Origin of the sequence: Litorimonas sp. RW-G-Af-16 (genome assembly GCF_048319245.1) — a bacterium.
Lineage (GTDB): Bacteria > Pseudomonadota > Alphaproteobacteria > Caulobacterales > Maricaulaceae > Litorimonas.
The window spans coordinates 813163-836909 of record NZ_CP166993.1 but is presented as its reverse complement, the minus strand read 5'-3'; the positions used below and the strand labels follow the sequence as shown (position 1 = coordinate 836909).

The following is a 23747-nucleotide window of genomic DNA, read 5'->3' as shown; positions in this document are numbered from 1 at the left end:
GATTAGAACCTTGTGCGGGTTGTGAATTGGAATGATGTACGGTCATCGTAATCATACTGTTTGAGGGGCTTCGTAAAGTCGAAGCGGATGGGGCCGAACGGGCTTTCCCAGAAAACACTGGCACCCGCCATTGCGCGAATGGAGAGATCGTCGATTGTTTTTTGGTATTGCAGCTCTGCCGTGAGTTGCTCACCCGTAATCGGGTCAATGCCGGTATCATATTTAAAGTCCTCATCCAGAAGGCCAACTGTACCAGCCTCGACGAACAAGCTACCGAGGAGTGACGGAATGCCAAGCGGAAAACTCACCTCGGTTGCAGCGATACCGAAGGCGTTACCGCCTAACGAATTCAAGCGACGCGTTGTTTCGCCTGTCAATGGATCATACAACACAGCGCGTGGGCCAATACCGGCATTTTCATACCCACGGAACTCAAAGTTACCTTTGAAATAACGGTCATTAATAGAGACAGGTTCACCGCTCCAGCCACGAATATACCCTGCAGAGAGCGAGGCAGACGCGATCACATTTTTATATAAGCCACGATAAGCATTGGCGCGAATGTCTGTCCGCAAATATTTCACATCTCCGCCAATCCCTGCCAAATCTTGGCTAAAGTTGACATCAAATCCGCGTGTTGGCGTGATCGGATCATTCCGACGGTCCCAACGGAATGTGTAACCAAAGATAGACGATAAACGCCCGCCCACTTGCTGACAGAGTGAGAAGAGCTGCTGGTTGGAGGGATTGATCGTCCCATTTGCGGCATCCGCATTAATGGTCGGACACTGATTTTCTTGCGGAAACTCAATGTTTTCCTGACGGAGAGAGTAGCGCGTTGAGAGGCTTGTATATTCCGTCAACGGGAACGCCAACGTAACTTGTCCCCCTGTCCGGCTCTGGCGGAAGCCCGCCTCGTCCAAGAAGTCAATCACAACATCGAATAGCTCAACACCTGCGGCCAGATTACGACCCAGAAAGCGTGGCTCTGTAAACCGAAGATCAATTTCCCGACGGTTGGAGCTGGCACGGATCACAAAGCGCATTAACTGTCCGCGACCGCGAAGGTTACGCTGCGTAATCGACAGATCGACCAAGAAAGCGTCAGCGGAGGAGAAACCAGCGGAGAAAGATAGTTCGCCCGTTGGCTGCTCTTTCACCTTCACCTCGACAACCGCGCGGTCAGGTGATGAGCCCTGCGTTTCAGTGATCTCGACTTCCTCGAAGAAGCGTAGTGCACGGACGCGGTTTTTGGACCGATCCAGCAAAATTCTATTAAACGCGTCCCCTTCGACGAGTTCCATCTCGCGACGAATAACGTAGTCTAGGGTTGTTGTATTGCCGACAATGTCAATGCGTTCAATGTAGACACGCGGACCTTCGACGATGTTAAAGACAAGATCGACAGTCTTCGTTTCGCGATTGCGTCTGATGTCTGGTTGAATGTCGACAAAGGCGTAACCCGTCGTTCCAGCTGCGAAATTGAGTGTATCAATCGCATCTTCGACTTGGCTGGCATTGTAAATCTCGCCTTTTTTAATGCGCAGTAGGCGCTTTAGGAAATCTTCGTCAAGGGTCTCTAATTCCGTCTCAACAGTCACTTCACCCCAGCGATATTCAGCACCTTCATCGACCGTGAAAGTAATGTAGAAATCTTCCTGATCTGGCGTTAATTCGGCGACAGCGGATACTACACGGAAGTCAGCAAAGCCACGATTCGTGTAGAATGTACGGAGTTGCTCGCGGTCAAACTCCAAGCGTGTCCGGGTCATAATTGTCGTTGGAGCCAAAAAATTTATACCACTCGGACTCTTGCGTCGCGATTTCTTTGCGCAAGCGGCGGTCTGGATATTCAGCATTGCCGATAATGTTGATCCGCTTCACGCCTGTCACGGGGCCCTCTGTAATTTCAAAAATCAGGTCGACACGGTTTTGCGGTTGCTGCACAACTTTCGGCTCGACTGTCGCAGCGAAACGGCCTGATTGGCGATAAAGTTCGATGATGCGGGCAACGTCTTCTTGGATGTTGGCGCGCGTAAAGATCGAACGAGGTTCAGCCTCAATCTCATCAGTGATTTTGTCAGACTTGAGGGATTTATTTCCCTCAAGGATCACACGGTTGATGATCGGGTTTTCAATGACAGAGATCAGGACATTGCCGTCGCGTGGATCAATCGCCACATCCGCAAACAGGCCCGTCGCATAGAGCGTTTTGAGCGATGTATCGATGCGTGTTTCAGAATAAGGATCGCCTGGTGCAATCAAAAGATATGACGCAACCGTATTGGCCTCGACCCGCTGATTGCCTTGCACTTGGATGGATTGAATAATCGTTGGCGCTTGCGGCAGCGTGGGGGCCTCGTCCTGCGCGTGGGCAACGCCAAATCCTGCAAAAACGGCAAGCGCGAGCCATAAACGCAAGTGCATCACGATAGATGATAGGCTGGATCTCATAACGGCGTCCACTTAGGAGGAGAGGTTTCTGACGAGGTCACTCACGTAACCAATATCGTTTATGGTTAGAACGACGAATAGCGTGAGCAAGATAGCAAACCCAATTCTAAACCCAAACTCCTGTTTCTTCTGACTTAGCGGACGACCCGCCACGGCTTCATAGCCGTAATAGAGCAGATGTCCACCGTCGAGCGCTGGAATGGGCATTAAATTTGCGAAACCTAGAGCAATCGAAATGGAGGCACCGAGGGATAGAAGTGTTAGAAGCATCGCACTGGCGCGCTCACTCACGGTGATATCAGCATTGGCAATATCAATCGTGGATTTGCCAGTAATCGTGGCAATTTTTACCACACTACCGAGTTGATCACCCGACTCGCGGCCTGTGAAAATTCGACCCAGATATATGCCAGTCGCTGATAGCCGCGCGCCCGTTTCTGAGACGCCGTAGCCGAGCGCTTCAATCGGGTTGTAACTCACCGTTTTAATCGGTGTGTTGCGGTCAATGCCGATACCGATATGTCCGACATTGGCTTTGCCGCCGACAAAGTCCTTCTTCTCTTCGCGCTTGGGCCGCACAGTTAGAGTTTTCTCCATACCGTCACGCTCAATCACAGTCACAATATCAGTTTCGCTGCGCAAGGCGATATGCTGCCCTAGCTTTGACCATGTCGAGACGTCTTTGCCGTCCATTGTGATGACTTTATCACCTGGCAGAAAGCCAGCTTCAGCGGCACGGCTATTCTCTGTTACCACGGAAATCTCTGACACATAATCTCGCGAGCCATAGCCAAGGGCGAGCGCGGCGAAAATAATGATGGCCAGTAGAAAGTTCGCGACAGGTCCAGCCAACACGATCAAAACACGCTGATAAAGCGGCTTGAAGTGGAAGATATTGTCGACATCAGCGTCACCGCTCGCGACCATTTCAGATTTAAGTGTTTCTAACTCAGCCGCGTCGGGATTGCTGGCTGCGCCTGCATCGCCTTTAAATTTGACATAGCCACCCAGCGGAATCCGCCCAATAGACCAACGCACGCCTGTTTTCTCTGCCGTCCATTGCGCAATCGGCTTCCCAAATCCAATGGAAAATCGCTCTACCGCGACGTTGAAAAAGCGTGCAACGGAGTAATGGCCAAGCTCGTGAAAAAAGACGAGAAATGACAGCACGAGCAAACCGCTCGTTATAAATAGAAGCGTATTAAATAGCGTGCTGAGCATGCAGGCAGAATCCCTTGGTTAATTCAGGTTAACTAGCCTGTTTTGGGGGGCGCTTACAAGGTTACAATATGATCATCCGCAGTGCGCCGCGCGGAGGCATCTGTGGCAATAATTGCGGCGACATCATGCGGCGCACAGGAGAATTGGCGGCTCCGCCCTTCTCGCTCTAACGTCGCCTCGACGATGCGAGCTATGTCCAGAAATTGGATACGTCCCGCGAGGAAAGCTGCAACAGCTTGCTCATTGGCAGCGTTCAAAACACACGGTGCGCAACCGCCTGCTTCCAAGGCCTCCCGCGCCAATCTCAGCGCCGGGAATTTGACCAGGTCTGGTGCAAAAAACGTCAACTGGCTGATCTGTGTAAAGTCGAGCCTCTCGACAGGCGCCGCAATCCGCGCGGGCCAGCCTAGCGCATAGGCAATCGGCGTGCGCATATCGGGACTGCCCAACTGCGCCAGAACGGACCCATCGATATATTCGACCATAGAGTGAATAATAGATTGCGGATGCACGATCACGTCGATCTCGGCCGATGGGCGGTTAAACAGATAACTCGCCTCGATCAATTCCAACCCCTTATTCATCAGAGTAGCGGAGTCGATACTAATCTTCGCGCCCATGCTCCACACAGGATGGTTCAGCGCATTTTCACGGGTCACCGTCTGTAGGTCTTCGAGTGTTTTTTCGCGGAAAGGCCCGCCACTGGCCGTTAGAATTAGGCGCTTAACCCCTTTTGGCTGATCACTTTCTAGCACTTGGAAAATTGCGTTATGCTCCGAGTCGACGGGCAGCAAGACCGCTCCGCTCTCGCGCACCGCCGCCATAAATGGCTCCCCTGCACAGACCAGACATTCCTTATTGGCGAGACCAACGTGATTGCCCTGCGCGACAGCCGCTAGCGTTGGCTCTAGTCCTGCCGCGCCAATAATCGCTGCCATGGTGAAATCCGCTTGGCGTTTCGCGGCTTCGATCAAAGCATTAGGACCGATGCCAATTTCAATTTTCATACCTTGCAATAGAGCTTCTAATTGTTTGGCATGCGTGGGGTCGGCCAGCGCCACGAATTCTGCGTTAAAGTCCTTAGCATGCGCCGCCAACGCCTCGGCATTTTGGTTCGCGGTCAGGGCGACAACTTGGTATGTACCAGCCTCCGCACGCCGGATTATGTCTAGCGTATTCTCGCCAATCGACCCGGTCGCCCCGAGGATAGTCACGCGCTTTGTCATGATGGTCTACGCGCCCCAAATATTGGGAAAGAGGAAGAGGATCGCAGCGGCCCCTGCAACGGCAGCCATCAGGCTATCCAAACGATCCAGTAGTCCCCCGTGGCCCGGCAGCAATCCGCCTGTGTCTTTGACATTTAATTTCCGTTTGATGCCGCTTTCAAACAAATCGCCTAGCACGGATAAAATCACAAGCGGGAAGCCTAGCGCCATGCCAATCCAAGGCGACATACCGATCACAAGCGCAAATAACGCGGCAATCAACAAGGCGAAGGCTAGGCCTGTCAAAAACCCTGACCAGGTTTTATTCGGACTGAGTTTTGGCGAAAGCTTCGGCCCTTTAAAATAAGACCCGCCCATATAGGCGCCCACATCTGCACCGACGACGACTAGAATAATGAAAAAGAGCAGTTGAAACCCGACGGTGTCAAACCCTGTTTCATTCCCTCGCAGTGCAATGATCAGCAAACTCGCCCCAACGATATAAACAACCCCAAGGGCCGCCCAGCCAGCTCCGCCGCGGCGCACACGCTCTAACGCTGCCAAGCCAATCGTCACAGCGAACGCCGCGAAAACATGGAGCGGCAGCAGTTGTAGTGCGTATAAAATACAGATCAAAAACCCGACAATCGGGATAGCATAAGCGAGAGATGTGGCGGATTTGTCCGACATCCGCACCCACTCATAAATCATGCGCGTGCCCATAATCGCAACCAAGATCGCCCATATCCAGCCGCCAAAATAGAACGGCGCTATACACACCGCCGAAAACGCAACTGCGCTCACAAACCGTATGCCGATATTTTTCCAGATCGTGATGGGCGGGTTTGCGGAAGCCTTTTCCCCCATAATCGCTACGCCACTTCCGGAGTTGAGAGATTGCCGAAGCGACGGTCGCGGGCACGAAATTCCTCGATAGCGGCTGACAAATCATCAATGGTGAAGTCTGGCCACAACACATCGGTAAAGTAAAACTCGGCATAGGCCGCCTGCCATAGCAGGAAATTACTGATGCGACATTCGCCGCTCGTGCGGACTACCAAATCAACTTCCGGCAGGTCTGCGGTGTCAAGATAGCGCCCAAAATCGGCGTCTGACATCGTTGCGAAGTCTTCACCTGCTTTCGCCGCCTTCGCAGCAGCCCGCAGGATTTCATCGCGTCCGCCATAGTTAAAAGCGATATTCAGCGAGAATTTTGTATTGCCCTGCGTCGTTGTCTCTACCCGCTCGATCAACTCTAGCAAGTCAGGCTTCAAGCCCACCCGCGACCCCAAGATACGCACGCGCACATCACGCGCATGCAGACTTTCCAAATCGCTCTCGACATATTTCTTCAGCAAGTTGAACAGCGCCGCAATTTCTGCTTTGGGCCGCGACCAGTTTTCTGTCGAAAAGCTATAGAGCGTCAGGCAGCGCACGCCAATCTCTGCCGCCTGCTCCACGACATGGCGCACGGTTTCGACGCCCTTTTGGTGACCAAAGACACGCGGTCGGTGACGTGCTTTCGCCCAGCGGCCATTGCCGTCCATGATAATGGCAATATGTTCAGGGAAATCCCTTAAATATGTGGTCTGAAAGCTCACCCGACCTGCGACTTAAACCTGCATGATTTCTGCAGATTTTTGCTCCAGCGCGGCATCGATTTGGTTCATCAAATCATCTGTGGCCTTTTGCACATCGCTGCTGTGGGCTTTTTGTTCATCTTCGCTCATATCGCCGTCTTTTTCGGCTTTTTTGAGGGCGTCCATACCGTCGCGGCGCACATTGCGCACGGCAATCTTGGCTTGCTCAGCATATCCGCCTGCCACTTTGACAAGGTCACGACGTCGCTCTTCGGTGAGGGGCGGCATGGGGATACGTAATGTCTGCCCATCGACCACAGGATTGATCCCGAGGTTTGACTGACGCAACGCTTTTTCAACAGACCCAACCATAGATTTGTCCCAGACGTTCACCAACAGCATGCGCGGTTCTGGCACACTGACAGAACCCACTTGGTTAAGCGGCATTTCAGAACCGTAAGCGCTGACCGTGATCCCGTCGAGCAGAGCCGCATTGGCCCGCCCTGTCCGCAACCCGCCAAATTCGCTGCGCAGCGATGTCAAAGCGCCGTCCATACGTTTGCGGTAAACCGCCAGTTTAAATTCTTCAGCCATGTGGCCCTCCTTACGTCTGCCTTGTCTTAAAGGCTTCGCGCGACAAAATTAAGTCTTGATTATGGTACAAGTGCCCTCGCCCGCCATAACTTGGTCAAAACCGCCTTTTTCGTGCAGTGAGAACACTATTATGGGGATGTTGTTCTCCCGCATCAAGGTCACAGCGGCTGCATCCATCACGCGCAGATCGTCAGATAGCACTTTATGATAGGTCAATGTGTCGTAACGCGTTGCATCAGGGTTCTTATTCGGGTCGCTATCATAGACACCGTCAACCTGTGTGCCTTTCAGCAGGGCGTCACACTCCATCTCTGCGGCGCGCAGGGCTGCCGCAGTGTCTGTTGTGAAGTAGGGGTTACCTGTGCCGGCGGCAAAGATCACGACCCGACCCTTTTCCATGTGGCGAGCTGCTTTGCGGCGAATATAGGGTTCGCATACGGTTTGCATCGGGATCGCGGATTGCACACGCGTATCTACACCCATTTGCTCTAGCGCACTTTGCATCGCCAGCGCGTTCATAACCGTCGCCAGCATGCCCATATAATCGGCGGTTGAGCGTTCAATCCCGCCTGCGGCTGCCGATAAACCGCGAAAGATATTCCCTGCCCCGATGACCAGCGCGATTTGCAAGCCCTTTGAGTGTGCATCTTTGACTTCGCCCGCAATGCGTTTCACGGTGTCTGTATCAATGCCATAGGCCTGATCGCCCATGAGCGCTTCGCCCGAAATTTTAAGCAAAACGCGCTTATATTTATAGTCTGCCATGAACTTCCCCAGTCTCGCGGATGTCAGCGGCGGAATCGGTGAGACCTGCTGATTTTTGCCGAATATAGAGATCATACGCGCAGACGCTAGGGTCGATCACGCAAAAACAAGGCAAAAAAAAGCGCCCCTACAAGAGGAGCGCTTTAAATTTTAAAAATAGTAGAACCTAGCCTTTGAGCGTTGCCGCGACTTCTGCCGCGAAATCTTCTTCTTTTTTCTCGATGCCTTCGCCGACTTCCATGCGGACATAGCCCGTCATTTTGATGTCAGTGCCGATAGATTTGGCCTCGTCCGCAATAACTTGCTCGATCGTGCGGTCAGGGTCCATGACGAACATTTGCGTCATCAGAACAGATTCCTTGTAAAATTTCTGCATACGGCCTTCGACCATTTTGTCGACAATCGCTTCTGGCTTACCAGATTCGAGCGCTTCCGCCTTGAGCATTTCACGCTCTTTAGCGACCACTGCCTGATCAAGGTCAGCCGTTGTCAGCGCGAGCGGGCTTGTCGCCGCGACGTGCATCGCGATTTTCTTGCCAAGCTCTTTAATCAATTCAGCATCACCAGATGTTTCCAGCGCGACCAACACACCAATCTTGCCCATATTAGGAGCAACAGCGCCGTGGACGTAGCCCGTGACAACGCCTTGATCGACAGACAGCTTGTTCATGCGGCGGAACGACATGTTCTCACCGATTTTAGCGACGAGCGACACGAGATATTCTGTTGTGTTCTTGCCGTCTTCGATCTGGGCTTGTGCCAGTTCTTCGGACGAGTTCACAGTTAGGCCAGCCTTGGCGATCTTCGCGACAGCAGCTTGGAAGCCTTCATTCCGCGCCACAAAGTCAGTTTCTGAGTTCACTTCAACGACAACACCCGTCGTGCCGTCAGAATGAACAGCGACAAGACCCTCAGCAGCCACGCGGCTAGACTTCTTGTCCGCTTTGGCAATGCCTTTGGCGCGAAGCCAGTCAATCGCGGCTTCGATATCGCCGTCATTTTCGTTAAGAGCTTTTTTGCAATCCATCATGCCGGCGCCAGTTTTATCGCGCAGGTCTTTCACAAGTGCGGCTGTGATTTGAGCCATTATAATCTCCTTTGAGAGGAATTTAGTAAAAATAGTCCACGCTCACATAGGGAGCGCGGAGATCGATTTAAAGGTGCGAGGCGACTAGAAGGCGCTCAACTTGCCTTCGTTCTTGGCGAGCAAATAATAGAAGGTCACGCGGTTTTTCATGCGTGTTGGCTTCATTGTTTCGCAAACCGCTTTGACTTTTTCCATCGCCGCGTCTTTGTCGTCTACGCCCATTTTCTTGGCCATAAAGCCTTTGACGATTGTCTCAAGCTCTGTCTCGTCTGAACACGCGACGTATTTGCTGTCTTTGTTAGATAGGGACGCGCCAAGGTGCTTTTCGATTTTCGTGACGACTTCTGGATCGACATCCGCATCATATTCGCGCGTGACGCGGAGATATTCAGATTCAGCTTCAGTTGTCTCAGGTGTCTTTGGCGCAACAGCTTCTGGCGTTGGCGCTTCGGCCACCTTGGCTGGCTTTGATTTGGCGAGTTGCTCTGACGTTGTTTCTTCTTTCGACGTTGGCTCTGCGGCAGGTGACGGAGCGTTTTTGTCGATCTCGGCCATCGGCGTTTGCATCGCCATTTCCATTGGGTTTTCAGCCGCACCCAGATCAGCACCAACATTCGCTTGCGCTTCCGTCATACCGTCGAGGATCGCATCCGCCATCAATTCACAGTAAAGCTGGATCGCGCGAGCCGCATCGTCATTACCTGGAATTGGCATATCAGCCGCATCAGGATCAGAGTTCGTGTCGAGAATCGCGATGACAGGGATACCGAGGCGACGCGCTTCTTTAATCGCGATGCCTTCTTTATTCGTGTCGATGACGAACATCAGGTCAGGCTTACCGCCCATATCCTTGATCCCGCCAAGCGCTTTTTCGAGCTTTTCCATTTCGCGGGCGAGTTTCAGGTTTTCCTTTTTCGTCAGGCCTGTTTCGGCATCTGCACCTTGGTCACCCAAAAGGCCTTCAAGTTCTTTGAGGCGAGTGATGGAGCGCGTCACAGTCTGCCAGTTGGTCAGCATGCCGCCGAGCCAACGGTGGTTCACATAATACTGCGCACAACGCTTAGCGGCATTCGCAACAGGGTCTGACGCTGCACGCTTTGTGCCGACGAACAGAACGCGACCGCCCTTGGCCGCAACGCCGCGCGCTTCGACCAGCGCTTGATGCAATAAAGGCACAGTCTGCGAGAGATCCATGATGTGGATATTTGAGCGAGCGCCAAAGATATAAGGCGCCATTTTCGGGTTCCAACGATGTGTTTGATGACCGAAGTGAACACCAGCTTCGAGCAGCTGACGCATTGAAAATTCAGGTAAAGCCATGGATATCTCCTGTTTCCGGTTGGCCTGTGCAGGGTGTGGAGATATCGGATTATTCCGCTATCCCACCGGAATTGAGAGACGCCTATATGACGAACCCCAGCACCTACACGCGAGTTAAGCGCGGCGTATAGCGCGGCGAGCGTGGATTGCAAGGGGTTTTTGCGGAGGCGAACAAAGCACATGTCAAAAGCTTTGGAAGCGTTTAAAATTTCGAGGATATTTAGCTATAGTATATGTCTGAATTATCCTCAAAGGGGACGTTAGCGAGCGGCTTAGTTTCAGCGATTTTTGGAGGTTGTATGTTAGCAGCGGACGCTATTGCATACAGAAAGCTAATTGTCTGAAACATATAAGTGTGTAATACGGATTTGATGTTCAAAACCCTGCGATTACGGAAATTTCTAACAATTTCATCGAGTTTAATTGTAGCTCTTTTTGCGGGTTTGAGTTTTCTCTATTTCACTATCCAGCCTCCCAAACTGATCATACCAGAAAAAACTGATCTGATATTATCAAACCTGACAATCTGGAACCCCGGATTAGATTTTGTTTCTGGGCAAACCCTTGAAATTTCAGATGGTATTATCACCAACATTGAGCCGTCTAAATCAGATGTGAGTGGTTCAATTTGTACGGGGTGCTACGCAATGCCAGGATTGATTGATGCACATATCCACACGCCGCCCAGCATTGCTATAGGTAATCGGGAGCTATTTTCATTACTCTACCTCCAGAACGGAGTTACCGCTGTAAGAGATTTGGGTCAGTTCGATGACGATCTTCCAAAACTAATCAGACGCATTGAGTCGGGAAAACTTGCTGGTCCGCGAATGTACCGCTGTGGGCGCATTCTAGATGGTGATCCGCCAAGTGTGCCTGGAGCAATTCTTGTAGAAAGCGCCGAAGACGGCAAGCGCACAGTTGCTAAACATGCTAGTCAAGGTGTGGATTGTATCAAAGTATATGGGAATTTATCTCCGGATGCTTTCCAAGGTGTTTCTGAAGAAGCCAACCTAATTGGTCTGCCACTTATAGGTCATACACCTAATTCTATATCCTTTGGTGACATCAAAAACTTTGAAAGCCAGCACTATACGGGCATTCCCTACCTAATAAAGCCCGCGCCGATAGGGCGGGCCTATAAGAATCAAGACCTTATCGACATGACCGAAAGTGATATTAATGACGTATTGAATGTGATGGTTATGAATAATATTTCGTTCCTACCGACAAATGCCAACCTAATGTCGAGGTTAACCGTTTCAGATATAGAGCGTTTTCCGCCATCAGAGGGGTTCAAACACTTACCCGAATTTTGGGAAATCGCATGGCCTTCTATCGTATCCCACCCTGAAACAGAGGCTGAAATACAGACCGAGTTAGAAGCCCGAGCTTATGCTCTTTCATTCATTCGAAAAGCGAATGAAAGCGGCATTGATGTCTTAGTTGGAACCGACGTTATCATGCCCTATGTGATACCAGGTGAAGCGATGCACCAGCAACTTGAAATAATGTCACAAGCCTTAGGCTCAAATGAAAAAGCCTTGCAAGCCGCCACTCATGTGAATGGAAAACACATTGACCCGGGGAAAATAGGCCAAATTGCTACTGGCGCTTACGCTGACATTTTATTATTTAAAAACAATCCTAGACATGACTTAGCCACCATTAAAAATTGGGACTATGCAATAGTTGATGGTCGAGTTTACTCCCGCAAGGATGTGGATGCGGCAGTCGAGAAGTTCGACAAGCACTTCAGAGGAGCCTTATACTCCAGAGTAATGAATGCTGCATATAAGGTTATAGCAGGAGAATATGAAGCCTCGGAAGTCAGCAATCATTAGCAAATTATAGATTTGCGCTACCCCCGCTTTCGTAAAGGAACTGGTTGATGATGAGTATCTTTCTTTGGGCGTTTTAAGACACTCACCTAACGTCCGCTTCGCCCCCAGAGCAGACACTCGAACCCCTAAGCTGCCACCTCCACAATCGTTTCGATCGCGCGGTGGGCTTTGAGGGCTTTCTGGAAGGCGGGGTCGATTGCCCAGCGGCCGTCTAGACGCCATTCGGCGACACGATTGGCGCCAATCGGGGCCGCGATCTCGATAAAACCTTCGGTTTCGTGCTTGGCGGATTTCATTGTGTTGAGCGTGTTTTGTAGCTCGTCCAGCGTTTCGATGGTGGCGTTACGGAGACGGATTTTTAGGCCCTTTGGTTTCGCCGCAACGGCTGTCTGGTCCGTATTCAATACTTCGGCGGCCTCCGCGAACAAACGAATATCGCCGTCGCCAGCTTCCGCTTTGACCTTTACTTTCACAAGGGTCCCCGCGCCGAGAATGTCGCGTTTTTCTGTCAGGATTGCCTCGGAAAACAGGACTTCATATTCCCCTGTCGGGTCAGAAATATTGACAAAGGCAAAGCGTTTTCCGCGCTTGGACACACGCTCTTGGCGCTTGCGCACAACGCCTGCCATATAGAGGTAGCGCCCCGCCTTGCCCTCCAGGTCTTCGGCGAAGGTGATATTTTTCAAGCCGTCCAAGTGCCCTTCCAACGGGTGCCCGCCGAGGTAAAACCCAACTGCCCCCAACTCGTGATCCAACTGCTCGATATTACCCCACGGCGACACATGTGTCAGATCAGGATCAGAGATCGCCATGTCATCGCCGCCAAAAAGGCTATTTTGCTGGCTCTCGCGTTCTTTGGCGGCCAGGACGCCGATATTCTGCAAGGTCGAAGCCGAGGCCAGCACAGTCGCGCGATTTGGTTCTACGCAGTCAAAGGCCCCGCTACGGGCGAGGTTTTCAATCGCGCGCTTATTGACCATGCGCATGTCCACGCGGCGGGCGAAATCGTAGACACTTTCGAATGGCCCGCCCTTCTCCCGCACCTCGACCAGATGTTTCATCGCTTCCAGTCCGACATTCTTCAACGCGCCCAGCGCATATAAAACAGTTCCATCCGCCACATCGAAATCCGCCATAGAGCGATTGATGCAAGGCGGCATGATAGTCAGTTCCATTCGCTTTGCTTCTTGGTAAAACTGCGCGAGTTTTTCGACATTATTCAGATCAAGGCTCATGATCGCCGCAATAAATTCGACGGGATGCTTGGCTTTTAAATAGGCCGTGCGGAAAGAAATCATGGCGTAAGCGGCCGCGTGAGATTTGTTAAAGCCGTAGCCCGCAAATTCGTTCACAAGCTCAAAAATATCCGCTGCTTGACGCTCATCCACGCCCCGCTCACGCGCACCATCAATGAATTTTGACTTCTGGCGGTTCATTTCCGCTTGGTCTTTTTTGCCCATAGCGCGACGGAGCAAATCCGCATCGCCGAGCGAGAAGCCCGATAGCGTTTTGGCAATCTCCATCACCTGCTCTTGGTAGATAATAATGCCGTAAGTCTCTTTGAGGATGCCCTCCAGCGAGGGATGCGGATAGGTAATTTTCTGCACACCGAATTTCCGGTCAATATAATCCGGTATGTTTTTCATCGGCCCCGGACGGTAGAGCGAGATCAGAGCGGTTAACTCCTCCAAACTCTCAGGCCGCATCTTGCGCAGGACGTCCCGCATGCCCGAACTCTCAAGCTGAAACACGCCCGCCGATAATGCATCATGCAGGGGCTTATAGGCCTCAACATCGTCCGTCGACAATGTCTCCAAATCCACAAGCTTGCCCTGTTTAGCCAAGTATTTCAGACAGCGATCAATCACCGTCAGCGTTTTCAAGCCTAGAAAGTCAAACTTCACCAGCCCTGCTTTTTCGACGTATTTCATCGAAAATTGTGTGGCGGGAATGTCGGAACGGGGATCGCGGTAAAGCGGCACCAACTCCGTCAATGGACGGTCGCCGATCACGACACCCGCCGCGTGGGTCGACGCGTTACGGTAGAGCCCTTCGAGTTGTAACGCAGTATCGAGTAATTGCCGCACAGCGGGTTCGGCGTCGCGGGCTTCGCGCAGCCCTTTCTCCATGCCTATCGCTTGTTCAAGGCTTACGGGGTTGGCGGGGTTAGACGGGACGAGTTTGGCGAGGCGGTCGACCTGGCCCAACGGCATTTGCATGACGCGGCCAACATCGCGCACAACCGCGCGGGCTTGCAATGTCCCGAATGTGATGATCATCGCGACTTGGCCTGCACCGTATTTATCGCGCACATAGTTGATGACTTCGCCGCGACGTTCTTGGCAGAAATCAATATCGAAATCAGGCATGGACACACGTTCGGGATTGAGAAAGCGCTCGAACAGCAGGCCGTAACGCAAGGGGTCTAGATCGGTAATTGTCAGCGCCCACGCGACGACAGACCCCGCGCCCGAGCCCCGCCCTGGCCCGACAGGAATTCCGCGCTCTTTCGCCCATTGAATAAAATCCGCAACGATCAGGAAGTAACCCGGAAAGCCCATCTGCGTGATGACATTCAGCTCAAATTCCAAGCGCTCGACATACTCTTCACGGGTCGTCGCCAGCTCTATTTTCGCCAGCCGTACCTCCAATCCCTTATGCGCTTCCCGCGATAAAAGCTCGCCCTCGGACGATGATCCGTCGCCAAAATTGGGTAGAATAGGCGCGCGCGGCGGTGACCTAAAGGCACAGCGCTGTGAAATTTCTAATGTATTTTCAATGGCTTCTGGCAAGTCGCTAAACAACTCCGCCATCTGTTCGGATGATTTGAAGTAATGATGCAGCGTCAGCTTCCGCCGATCTGTCTCAAGTATATATGAGCTTTCGGACATGGCCAGCAAAGCGTCATGGGCCTGATACATTTCAGGTGAGAGGAAATAGGGTTCATTCGTTGCAACAATCGGCAGATCGTGCCCATAGGCCAAATCTAGCAAGGCCGCTTCGACCTTGGGTTCGTTCGGACGGAGGTGGCGCTGCAATTCGACATATAAACGATCAGGGTAAAGCGTCTTTAGCTGCTCCAACCATGCCAGCGCTTCCCCGTCTTGGCCGCGCATAATGAACTGATTGAGAACTCCGTCAGGCCCGCCCGTCAGCGCGATCAGTCCCTCACTATGCTCCGCCAGCTTGGACACGCGCACATGCGGGACATCCGTTGCCTCAACATCCAAAAACGCGGAAGAGGACAGCGCCATGAGGTTGGCATAACCGACCTCGTTTTGGGCGAGCAGGACAAGTGTCCCGTCCGGCTCTTTGTGAATTTGCCCGGGCTGGCGCGCCCCTTCTAAATCTAGCGATAAGGTTACGCCGATAATTGGCTGCACACCTGCCTTCGCGACAGTCTCTGAAAATTCGAGAGCGGCGCACATATTATTGGTGTCAGTCATGGCCAGAGCCGGCATGCCCCAAGAGGCGGCGCGGTCGGCGGTTTCACTAATTTTAAGCGCACCCTCCAACATGGAATATGGGGTACGCATACGAAGGTGGACGAAAACAGGGCTGGCCATAGAGCGTCTCCACCTTCTTTAGGTTACATTTGGAGGAGGATTAGCCCCCGATCACCATCATCCACATTGTCATTACAGCCACGAATCCTGCGAGGACAGCTGCAGATGTTATGTCAGTCACGATTTGCTTGGTCATGGTCTACCCTTATATTATCTGTGTATAGGGTATTATGTTCTGCTTTTGTTCTATTCGTCAAGCCCTAATTCACAGGGTTTTGCAGAAACTTATCCACAGGGCGCGCAAGACGATTATCCACTAGACACCCCGCCACCCATCGCGCCATAGCGGAAATATGAACACCCACTTTTCCCCGCGCTGGGCTTTTTGGGGCGCGTGAATGCGAAGGATATGCCGGGTAATGCGATCTTATTTCAGAGCGTGGTCGCGTTAGCGTTCATCCTAACTGCGACATTTGAGTTTATCGTGGTGTTCGCGGGGGCGCTGCTGGCGCTCAATAGTTTCTTGGCGGTGATGGGCTTGTTTATCCTGCGCTGGCGAGAGCCAGACTTAGCGCGACCTTATCATGCATGGGGGTATCCCGTCGTGCCGCTGGTCTACCTCGCGATTACGGGATTCACGCTATTCTATGTCGCGACACATGAACCCGCCAAAGTGTTATTTGCAGCAGGCATTATCGCGGCAGGCGCAGTATTCTACCTAGTAAGTCGGCGCGGTCGCAGAGCGGACATAGGGCACGATTAGACCATCTTTGACCGTCAAAACGCGGTCCATATATTGTGTCAGCGCCATATTATGGGTCGCGACTAGGGCCGACACGCCCTCTTGGCGGGTCAGATCGAACAGGCTTTGGAAGACCGCCGCAGAGGTCGCAGGGTCAAGGTTCCCCGTCGGCTCGTCCGCCAGCAGAATTTGGGGCTTGTTCGCCAGAGCGCGGGCAATCGCGACACGCTGCTGCTCCCCGCCCGACATTTGGCTTGGCTTATGCGTAGATCGTTCGGTCAGGCCCATAATCGCGAGAAGCCGCGACGCCTCTTGTTGAGAGCGCTTGGTATTCTTCCCCGCAATCATTTGCGGGATCATGATATTCTCCAACGCGGAGAACTCTTTTTGCAAGTGATGGAATTGATAGACCATCCCGATCGTGTCGCGTCGGATTTGCGTGCGCTCGTCATCAGGCAATTTCAGGCACTCGCGGCCATTGATATAGACTTCGCCCGCATCAGGTTTTTCAAGCAGTCCAGCCGCGTGCAGAAGCGTTGATTTGCCAGAGCCACTCGGGCCGATCAGGCCGACCATTTCGCCTGGAAAAATATCAACATCTGCGCCCGCCAGCACAGTCAAGATACCTTCCCCCGATTGGTAAGTTCGGTGCAGATTGCGCACAGACAATATGGGTCGCTTATTCATCGGCGCACTATTCATAACGTAGAGCATCCACAGGGTCCACGCGCGAGGCGCTGATCGCGGGCAAGAATGTTGCAGCGGCAGAGATTAAGAAGCCCCAAAACGCCACGCCCGCGACCTCTGACCAAACGATCTTGGCAGGAATACCGCTGGAGAGTTGATAGACGTCAGCTGGGAATAATTCGCAGCGGCAGACGAACTCAATCGTGCTTTGCACCGTGCCGATATTTAGGCAGAACAAGATACCAATGATCAGCCCTGCCAGCGTGCCGAGTATCCCGATCATCGCCCCGCTCATCAGGAATATCCGCAAAATACCGCCCTGCGTCGCGCCAATCGTGCGCAAAATGGCAATGTCTTTTGACTTATTTTTCACCAACATAATCATAGAGGCCAGCACGGGGAACGCGGCAATGATTACCACGATCATAAAGATAAAACGCATGGCGATTTGCTCAGTCCGCAGCGCGGTGGCGACAGACGCGTTCTTATCTTTCCACGTCGAGATAAAGACGGGTTGCTCCGCTGCATTACTGATCGGCTCGTAAAGTTTGTTAATGTCATCCGCATCATTGAGGCGGATTTGAACTTCGCCTGTCACCTTACCCCCTTCGAACAAAAGTGTGGCTTGGTCAAAGTCCATGAAGATATAAGTCTGGTCCGTTTGTAAAATCCCGATCTCAAATACGGCGCCGACTGTGTAGGTCTTCGTGATCGGCATCGGCCCAGCAAAAGGCGTAGCGCGGGTTCTGGGCGAGAATATCGTCAAGCGATCGCCCGCAGACAAGCCAAGTGACGCCGCCAAGCGCTGCCCCATCGCAATCTGGTGGTTCGCACCCGCCCCTTGGCCAAAGCCGTCCAAGCTGCCCTCGACAATTTTTTGCGAGATTAGCTCATAACTGCGCAGGTTTTGCGGGCGAATACCAATGACTTGCGCGAGGCCGAACTGCCCGTTCGCTTGGACGCCTGTATAGTGTTGCGTGAATTGATAGGCTTCGTCGACTCCTGGCACGGCAGCAAGCCTTTGTTCCATCGCAATCATGCTCTCTGGCGAAGGGGACGGGGCAGCGGAGGCAACATACATATGCCCTTCACTGCCAATCGTCAGGCGGATCATCTCCGACCGAAATCCGTTCATAATCGACATGATAATGATCATCGCCGCAATCGCGAGCATGATACAAGTAAAGGAAATCGCAGCGATCAACCCGACCCCGCCTTGCGTTTTCTTCGCACGCAGATAGCGCATCGCAACCATGCGCTCAATCATGCCGAAGGGCTTATTCTGCCCACCCTTTAAGGGTGCGTTATCAGCGACGCTGCGCAATTATTCGAACTCAGCCATGATAAACGCAATCGCGGCATCTGGCGTCATTTCCTGCTTTTCGCCCGTCGCGCGGGTCTTCACTTCGACCACGCCGTTCTTGAGCCCCCGAGGCCCAACAACGATTTGATATGGCAAACCAATCAAGTCCATGCGCGCGAATTTCTGCCCGCCGCGATCATCTTTATCGTCGTAGAGAGGGTCGATGCCTGCTGCGGTTAATTTAGCGTAGAGGTCTTCGCACGCTGCGTCTGCGGCTTCGTCGCCAGTCTTGAGATTGATGATCCCTGCCCCGAACGGCGCAACGGCTTTGGGCCAGATAATGCCGTCATCATCGTGGCTGGCCTCGATGATGCCGCCGACGAGGCGGGAGACACCGACGCCGTAACTGCCCATCATGACAGGATGATCTTTGCCGTCTGGCCCTGCGACGACTGCGTTCATCGGCTTGGAATACTTATCACCGAAATAGAAGATGTGACCCACTTCGATCCCGCGCGCTGAGAGCTGTTTGTCCGCTGGCAGCTTCGCAAACGCCTCAGCGTCGTGCATTTCGTCAGTCGCCGCGTAGAGCGCGGTGCGTTCGTCGAACACGGCTTGTCGCCCTGCATCTGTGTCGACAACACCAGGAGGCGGCATATCAACAAGGTCTTTATGGCAGAACACTTCGCTCTCGCCCGTCTCTGCAAGGATCAGAAATTCGTGAGACAGATCACCACCAATCGGGCCTGTATCCGCGCGCATTGGTATAGCCTTTAGTCCCATGCGGGCATAGGTGTTGAGGTAGGCGACGAAGTGCTTGTTATAACTCACCCGTGCGGCCTCTGGCGAAATGTCGAAGCTATAGGCATCCTTCATCAGGAATTCACGCCCACGCATCACGCCGAAGCGCGGCTCGACGCTCATCGCGGAATTTCCACTGAATATGATAGAGGTTTTGCGGCAAGTCTTTGTAGGAGCGCACATAGGACCGGAACATGTCCGTGATCATGTCTTCATTGGTCGGCCCGTAGAGCAATTCGCGATCTCCGCGATCTGTGATGCGCAGCATTTCAGGGCCGTAGGCATCGTAACGCCCCGTCTCTTTCCAATGGTTGGCGGATTGGATCGTCGGCATGAGCATTTCAACTGCGCCAATTTTGTTCTGCTCCTCACGGACGATCTGTTCGATCTTGCGCAGAACTTTATAGCCGAGCGGCAGCCAGATATAGATACCCGCACTGTCTTGCTTGACCATCCCTGCCCGCAGCATAAAGCGGTGCGAGGCAATGGTGGCGTCCGCCGGGGTCTCTTTGAGGACAGGCAGGAAATATTGCGAGAGGCGCATGGAGGGATACTCTTTTCTGGTCGTGTTTCGTGTAACGGGCTTAGCGCCTGCGCTGTGCAGCGACAAGCACGGGTTTCGCTTGAGGCGTGAATTTTTTGAGAGATTACCGTCTATCGACGGGCGAAAAATTCCCCAAACATGGACCAATCAACAACGCCTGAGATAATTACGCCGCAAGCAATCACCCACAAGACGACTGAAATTTTAGTAGTCAGAATAAACTTCGCTTTAATATTGGCCTCGACAGGGGCGCCAGGTTCCGTCCCTTCGACGATCTCGCCCTCCTCCGCCTGTCCACGAATATTGCGCGGCAGCACGGTGAACAACACGGTCCACCAGATGATAAGAAAGACAACCAAGCCAGAAAACGGACCCATTTAGTGGCCTCCATCCTTAGGCGTTTCCATCAACTCTATCAGCACACCCCCAGAATCGCCGGGATGGAGAAAGACGACAGGTGTGCCGTGCGCCCCAATACGCGGTTCATTCAAGACCCGCATCCCTCGCTCCGCCATGAGCAGACTCGCAGCGTGAATATCATCAACCTCAAAGCAGATATGGTGCTGTCCGCCTTTGGGATTATTTTTGAGAAATTTGCTGATCGGCGACATATCTCCGTAAGGCGTGATCAATTCGATCTGCCCGCTGGGAAGGTTGACGAAGGCGTAAGACACGCCTTGCGGCGGCAGGTCTTTCGGCTCGGTAATATCGGTCACGCCAAAGACATCGCGGTACATCGCAATCGCCGCGTCAATATCTGGCACGGCGATGCCAACGTGGTTTAGGGGGCCGAGGAAATTGTCTTTACTCATGATCTCACACTCCTATTGCGCGGCCTATTTTACGCGGTGCGCAACGACCTCAACGATAGTTCGTTTACCTGTTTTTTCCCGGACAAGGCGTTTGACTTTACTACGGATTTTATCTTCCACAACGTCTTCATCCTGCCGCGCGCGGGGCTTCATATTGTCAATCGCGTCTTCCGCCTCGTCGGCGACCATGTCGAGCAAGACGTCGAGTATTTCGCCTTTCTCGCCTTCGGGGAAGCCACTGATACGCGGTTCGGGGCCAGCGACGATACGGCCTTTACCGTCAATCACAACGCTTACAGACACATGCCCTGCATAGGCCATTTTCTTGCGCAAACGCAGGCCTTCATCGCGATCAGACACAATCGCAGATCCGTCTTGGTGCAGGCGACCTGAGACGACAATATCCACGACTTGCGGCACCTTCGCGCTCTCGTCTTCAGACGCTAGCAAGATCATTTCACCATTGCGCGGCGCGAGCGCTTTTTTGACGCCGAGCGAACGGGCCAGTTTGGCGTGTTCGAGCAAGTGCCGCCGCTCGCCGTGAACAGGGATCGCGATTTGCGGCTGCACCCAATCATACATGCGGGTCAGCTCGTCACGGCAAGGGTGGCCCGACACATGGATCGGCCGCATTTTCTCCGTCACGATCTCGACACCGTCATCAGCCAGCGCGTTTTGAAGCGCGAAGATGCCCTTGTCATTTCCAGGGATAATCTTGGAGCTAAAGATGACAACGTCACCTTCGTGAAATTTCACATTGCGATGCTCCCCTGACGCAATCCGAGACAGCGCCGCACGGGGTTCACCTTGGCTACCTGTGCAGAGATAGAGCAAATGCGCAGCGGGCATAGAGCGGGCCTCGTCTTCATCGACAAAATGCCCCACGTCTTGAAGCAAGCCGACGGACTTCGCCGCCGCCGTCATGCGTTTCATCGATCGCCCAACGAGACAGATCGAACGGTCATTTTCTTTCGCCGCCATCATCACGGATTCCATGCGCGCGACATTCGACGCAAAACTCGCAACCGCGACTCCTACGCCCTCATATTCTTTGATCAGTCGCGTCAGTTCTTCCCGCACCCCCTCTTCCGAGCCAGCTTCGCCGGGCGAGAAGACATTGGTGCTGTCGCAAATCATGGCGAGCACGCCCTCTTTACCCAGATCACGCAGGGCTGCCTCATCGACAGCCTCACCAATTTGTGGAGCTTCATCGATTTTCCAATCGCCCGTGTGCAAGATCGTGCCAAGCGGCGTGCGAATGGCAAGCGCGTTCGGCTCTGGTATGGAATGGGTCAGCGTAATCAGATCAAAGGTGAACGGTCCCAAGTCAAAGCTGCCCTTGAGCGGCACTTCTCGCAGATCAACTTCGCCCGTCAGGCCAAATTCTGCGAGACGATCTTTGACCAAATACATCGTAAACGGCGTGGCATAGACGGGGCATTTCAGGCGCGGCCAGAGGCGGCCCAGCGCGCCCATATGGTCTTCATGCGCATGGGTTAGGACGATGCCGAGCAAGTTCTCCCGCTGCTGTTCGATAAATTCAATATCGGGCATGATGATGTCAATGCCAGGCGTTTCGCTATCGCCGAAGGTGACGCCAATATCGACAATAACCCATTTGCGGTCATGTTCTGGCCCGAAGCCAAACAGGTTCAGATTCATCCCAATCTCGCCAGACCCGCCAAGTGGGAGAAAGACGAGTTCGTCAGGCTTGGATTGTGTTTTACGTTTGGATTTAGCCATGCTGTCCGATCATTGAGTTCGACTCATTTATTCAAGCGCCAGACTTCATATAGACCGTCAATCGTCAGTTGCGAGTCATAGTGCGTAATTGTCTCAGATGATCCTTCGAACAATGACGCAACACCGCCCGTGCCGATCACCGTAAAGTCGCGGCCGTCTTCTTTGCGGATCTGCCATACTAACCCGTCGATCAGACCGATATAGCCCCAGAAGACACCCGATTGCATCGCCGACACTGTATCTTTGCCGACCACATGATCTGGCTTTTTAATCTCAATCCGCGGGAGCTGCGCTGCCGCTTCGTGCAGGGCGCGCATAGATAGGTTGATGCCAGGCGCAATAACGCCGCCTTCGAAATGGCGATCTGCCGACACGATATCGAAAGTCGTCGCCGTGCCGCTATCAATGATGATGAGCGGGCCTTTATATTTTGTGACGGCGCCGAGTGCATTGACAAGGCGGTCAGCGCCCACTTGCTGCGGCTGATCAATACGCACACCAATCCCGATTTCCACGCCCTCTTCGCCAATGATAATTGGCTCGACGCCCATATGTCGCCGCGCGAGGTTGCGCATGTTAAACAGGCTTTGCGGCACCACAGTCGAAATGACGCAATCCGTGATCTCTTTAAAATCAAGTCCCGCCATATTCATAAGTTGATAGAACCAGACCGCAAATTCATCCGCTGTTCGCGTGGCATCCGTGCCGATCCGCCACTCCCCGACCCAGTTTTTGCCGTCATGAATCGCAAAGAGCGTATTCGTATTTCCGCTATCAATCGCTAGAAGCATTATTCGCATTTTCTCCAAAGAAGACATCGCCTGCATAGACGTCCCGTACCGTGCCATTATCCAGTGTCACGCGCAATGCTCCATCCGCGCGCAGGTCGGACGCTGTGCCGCGAAATGTCTCGTCGTCCAGATTGACCGTGACAGGGCCCGGAATATTGGTCGCCCGCGCGCGCCATGCGCTGTGAATAGGCGCAAAGCCTTGGGTTTTGAAAGCCGTAAATCCATCGTCAAAATGCTTGGCGAGAAGAGCGAGAAATGGGGCTGCGCCAGTGAAAATCGGCTCGGGATCATTGAGGGCTTCGGGTGTGATATGCGCTAGTAAATGCGTAGCGGGATAGGGTGTGTTTTCGGGGTGGGAGGTTAAGTTGACACCGATCCCGACAATGACGGCCCCGCCAATATTTTCGAGGAGTATCCCGCTGATTTTTGCGCCGCCCAGCAAGACGTCATTGGGCCATTTCAGAATGGGAGCTTGGCGGAGGGCGTAGCTCTCAAATGTTTTTGCGAGCGCCACGCTGGCGACGAAGCTGAGTTGGGCAGCGTCTTGCGGCGGGCCGTCAAATTCGTAGAGCGCGCTCGCGTAGAGATTGCCGCGCGGCGATGACCAGTCGCGGCCGCGGCGCCCGCGCCCTGCTGTTTGGACATCCGCCCTCACCCAGAACGGGCCACGCTCCCCTGCTTGGAATAGCTCGATTGCCTTAGCATTGGTCGAACCAAGGCTATCAAATTCAAAGAATTGCAAGCGCGG

At 53.1% G+C, this 23747-nt stretch carries 20 protein-coding genes and 2 pseudogenes; 2 read left to right on the top strand and 20 right to left on the bottom strand.

The window, feature by feature from the left end:
- Positions 1-2: 2 nt before the first annotated feature.
- The 11 genes and pseudogenes from bamA to rpsB form a co-directional block, all read right to left on the bottom strand.
- Complete coding sequence (bamA, locus tag AB8615_RS04145; protein ID WP_418152765.1) at positions 3-1772, bottom strand: outer membrane protein assembly factor BamA; 1770 nt, start codon at positions 1770-1772, stop codon at positions 3-5.
- Positions 1747-2454: a POTRA domain-containing protein gene (locus AB8615_RS04140; RefSeq protein WP_418152763.1), complete on the bottom strand. Its 708-nt coding sequence runs from the start codon at positions 2452-2454 to the stop codon at positions 1747-1749. The genes bamA and AB8615_RS04140 overlap by 26 nt, the downstream gene beginning before the upstream one ends.
- A 12-nt stretch (positions 2455-2466) precedes the next feature.
- Positions 2467-3675 carry a M50 family metallopeptidase gene (locus tag AB8615_RS04135; protein WP_409433669.1) on the bottom strand — a complete coding sequence of 403 codons (1209 nt, stop codon included), beginning with the start codon at positions 3673-3675 and terminating at the stop codon, positions 2467-2469.
- A 53-nt stretch (positions 3676-3728) separates the two neighbouring features.
- Complete coding sequence (locus AB8615_RS04130) at positions 3729-4901, bottom strand: 1-deoxy-D-xylulose-5-phosphate reductoisomerase (RefSeq protein WP_418152761.1); 1173 nt, start codon at positions 4899-4901, stop codon at positions 3729-3731.
- A 6-nt stretch (positions 4902-4907) separates the two neighbouring features.
- On the bottom strand, positions 4908-5747 hold the full coding sequence (locus tag AB8615_RS04125) for a phosphatidate cytidylyltransferase (RefSeq protein ID WP_409433667.1): 840 nt from the start codon (positions 5745-5747) through the stop codon (positions 4908-4910).
- Positions 5748-5752: 5 nt separating this feature from the next.
- Positions 5753-6481, bottom strand: coding sequence for a polyprenyl diphosphate synthase (gene uppS, locus AB8615_RS04120; RefSeq protein WP_409433666.1), 729 nt, complete (start codon positions 6479-6481; stop codon positions 5753-5755).
- Positions 6482-6493: 12 nt separating this feature from the next.
- Entirely contained in the window at positions 6494-7054 is a 561-nt protein-coding gene (gene frr / locus AB8615_RS04115) for a ribosome recycling factor (protein WP_409433665.1), read from the bottom strand.
- Between the two features lie 48 nt (positions 7055-7102).
- Entirely contained in the window at positions 7103-7819 is a 717-nt protein-coding gene (pyrH, locus tag AB8615_RS04110; protein ID WP_409433664.1) for a UMP kinase, read from the bottom strand.
- Positions 7820-7985: 166 nt separating this feature from the next.
- Positions 7986-8906, bottom strand: coding sequence for a translation elongation factor Ts (gene tsf / locus AB8615_RS04105; protein WP_409433663.1), 921 nt, complete (start codon positions 8904-8906; stop codon positions 7986-7988).
- Between the two features lie 84 nt (positions 8907-8990).
- Entirely contained in the window at positions 8991-9362 is a 372-nt protein-coding gene (locus AB8615_RS04100) for a DUF2853 family protein (protein ID WP_409434127.1), read from the bottom strand.
- 42 nt (positions 9363-9404) lie between these two features.
- Positions 9405-10226: pseudogene (rpsB, locus tag AB8615_RS04095) on the bottom strand (30S ribosomal protein S2); the annotation flags it as partial.
- 371 nt (positions 10227-10597) lie between these two features.
- Between rpsB and AB8615_RS04090 the strand changes: the two are divergent.
- On the top strand, positions 10598-12070 hold the full coding sequence (locus AB8615_RS04090) for an amidohydrolase family protein (RefSeq protein ID WP_418152757.1): 1473 nt from the start codon (positions 10598-10600) through the stop codon (positions 12068-12070).
- A gap of 125 nt (positions 12071-12195) precedes the next feature.
- Here the strand turns inward: AB8615_RS04090 and dnaE are convergent, their stop codons facing one another.
- Positions 12196-15636 carry a DNA polymerase III subunit alpha gene (dnaE, locus tag AB8615_RS04085; protein ID WP_409433661.1) on the bottom strand — a complete coding sequence of 1147 codons (3441 nt, stop codon included), beginning with the start codon at positions 15634-15636 and terminating at the stop codon, positions 12196-12198.
- Positions 15637-15952: 316 nt separating this feature from the next.
- Here dnaE and AB8615_RS04080 point away from each other — a divergent pair, with 316 nt between their 5' ends.
- Positions 15953-16339 carry an amino acid permease gene (locus AB8615_RS04080; RefSeq protein ID WP_418153134.1) on the top strand — a complete coding sequence of 129 codons (387 nt, stop codon included), beginning with the start codon at positions 15953-15955 and terminating at the stop codon, positions 16337-16339.
- On the opposite strand, the gene AB8615_RS04075 is transcribed toward AB8615_RS04080, so the two are convergent.
- From AB8615_RS04075 to AB8615_RS04040, 8 genes and pseudogenes are all read right to left on the bottom strand, one after another.
- Positions 16295-17005, bottom strand: coding sequence for an ABC transporter ATP-binding protein (locus tag AB8615_RS04075; protein WP_409434125.1), 711 nt, complete (start codon positions 17003-17005; stop codon positions 16295-16297). The two genes, AB8615_RS04080 and AB8615_RS04075, sit on opposite strands and share 45 nt — an antisense overlap.
- A gap of 7 nt (positions 17006-17012) precedes the next feature.
- Complete coding sequence (locus tag AB8615_RS04070) at positions 17013-18272, bottom strand: ABC transporter permease (RefSeq protein ID WP_409433660.1); 1260 nt, start codon at positions 18270-18272, stop codon at positions 17013-17015.
- 57 nt (positions 18273-18329) lie between these two features.
- Positions 18330-19653, bottom strand: a pseudogene (gene proS / locus AB8615_RS04065) (proline--tRNA ligase).
- Positions 19654-19763: 110 nt separating this feature from the next.
- On the bottom strand, positions 19764-20030 hold the full coding sequence (locus AB8615_RS04060; protein ID WP_409433658.1) for a DUF1467 family protein: 267 nt from the start codon (positions 20028-20030) through the stop codon (positions 19764-19766).
- Positions 20031-20465, bottom strand: a complete 435-nt coding sequence (gene mce, locus AB8615_RS04055) for a methylmalonyl-CoA epimerase (protein WP_409433657.1) — start codon at positions 20463-20465, stop codon at positions 20031-20033. It lies immediately after the preceding gene.
- Positions 20466-20489: 24 nt separating this feature from the next.
- Positions 20490-22208, bottom strand: a complete 1719-nt coding sequence (locus AB8615_RS04050; RefSeq protein ID WP_409433656.1) for a ribonuclease J — start codon at positions 22206-22208, stop codon at positions 20490-20492.
- Positions 22209-22231: 23 nt separating this feature from the next.
- Positions 22232-23002, bottom strand: a complete 771-nt coding sequence (locus AB8615_RS04045) for a type III pantothenate kinase (RefSeq protein ID WP_418153132.1) — start codon at positions 23000-23002, stop codon at positions 22232-22234.
- Positions 22983-23741, bottom strand: a complete 759-nt coding sequence (locus AB8615_RS04040) for a biotin--[acetyl-CoA-carboxylase] ligase (protein WP_409433655.1) — start codon at positions 23739-23741, stop codon at positions 22983-22985. Before AB8615_RS04040 ends, AB8615_RS04045 begins: the two co-directional genes overlap by 20 nt.
- Positions 23742-23747: the final 6 nt, after the last annotated feature.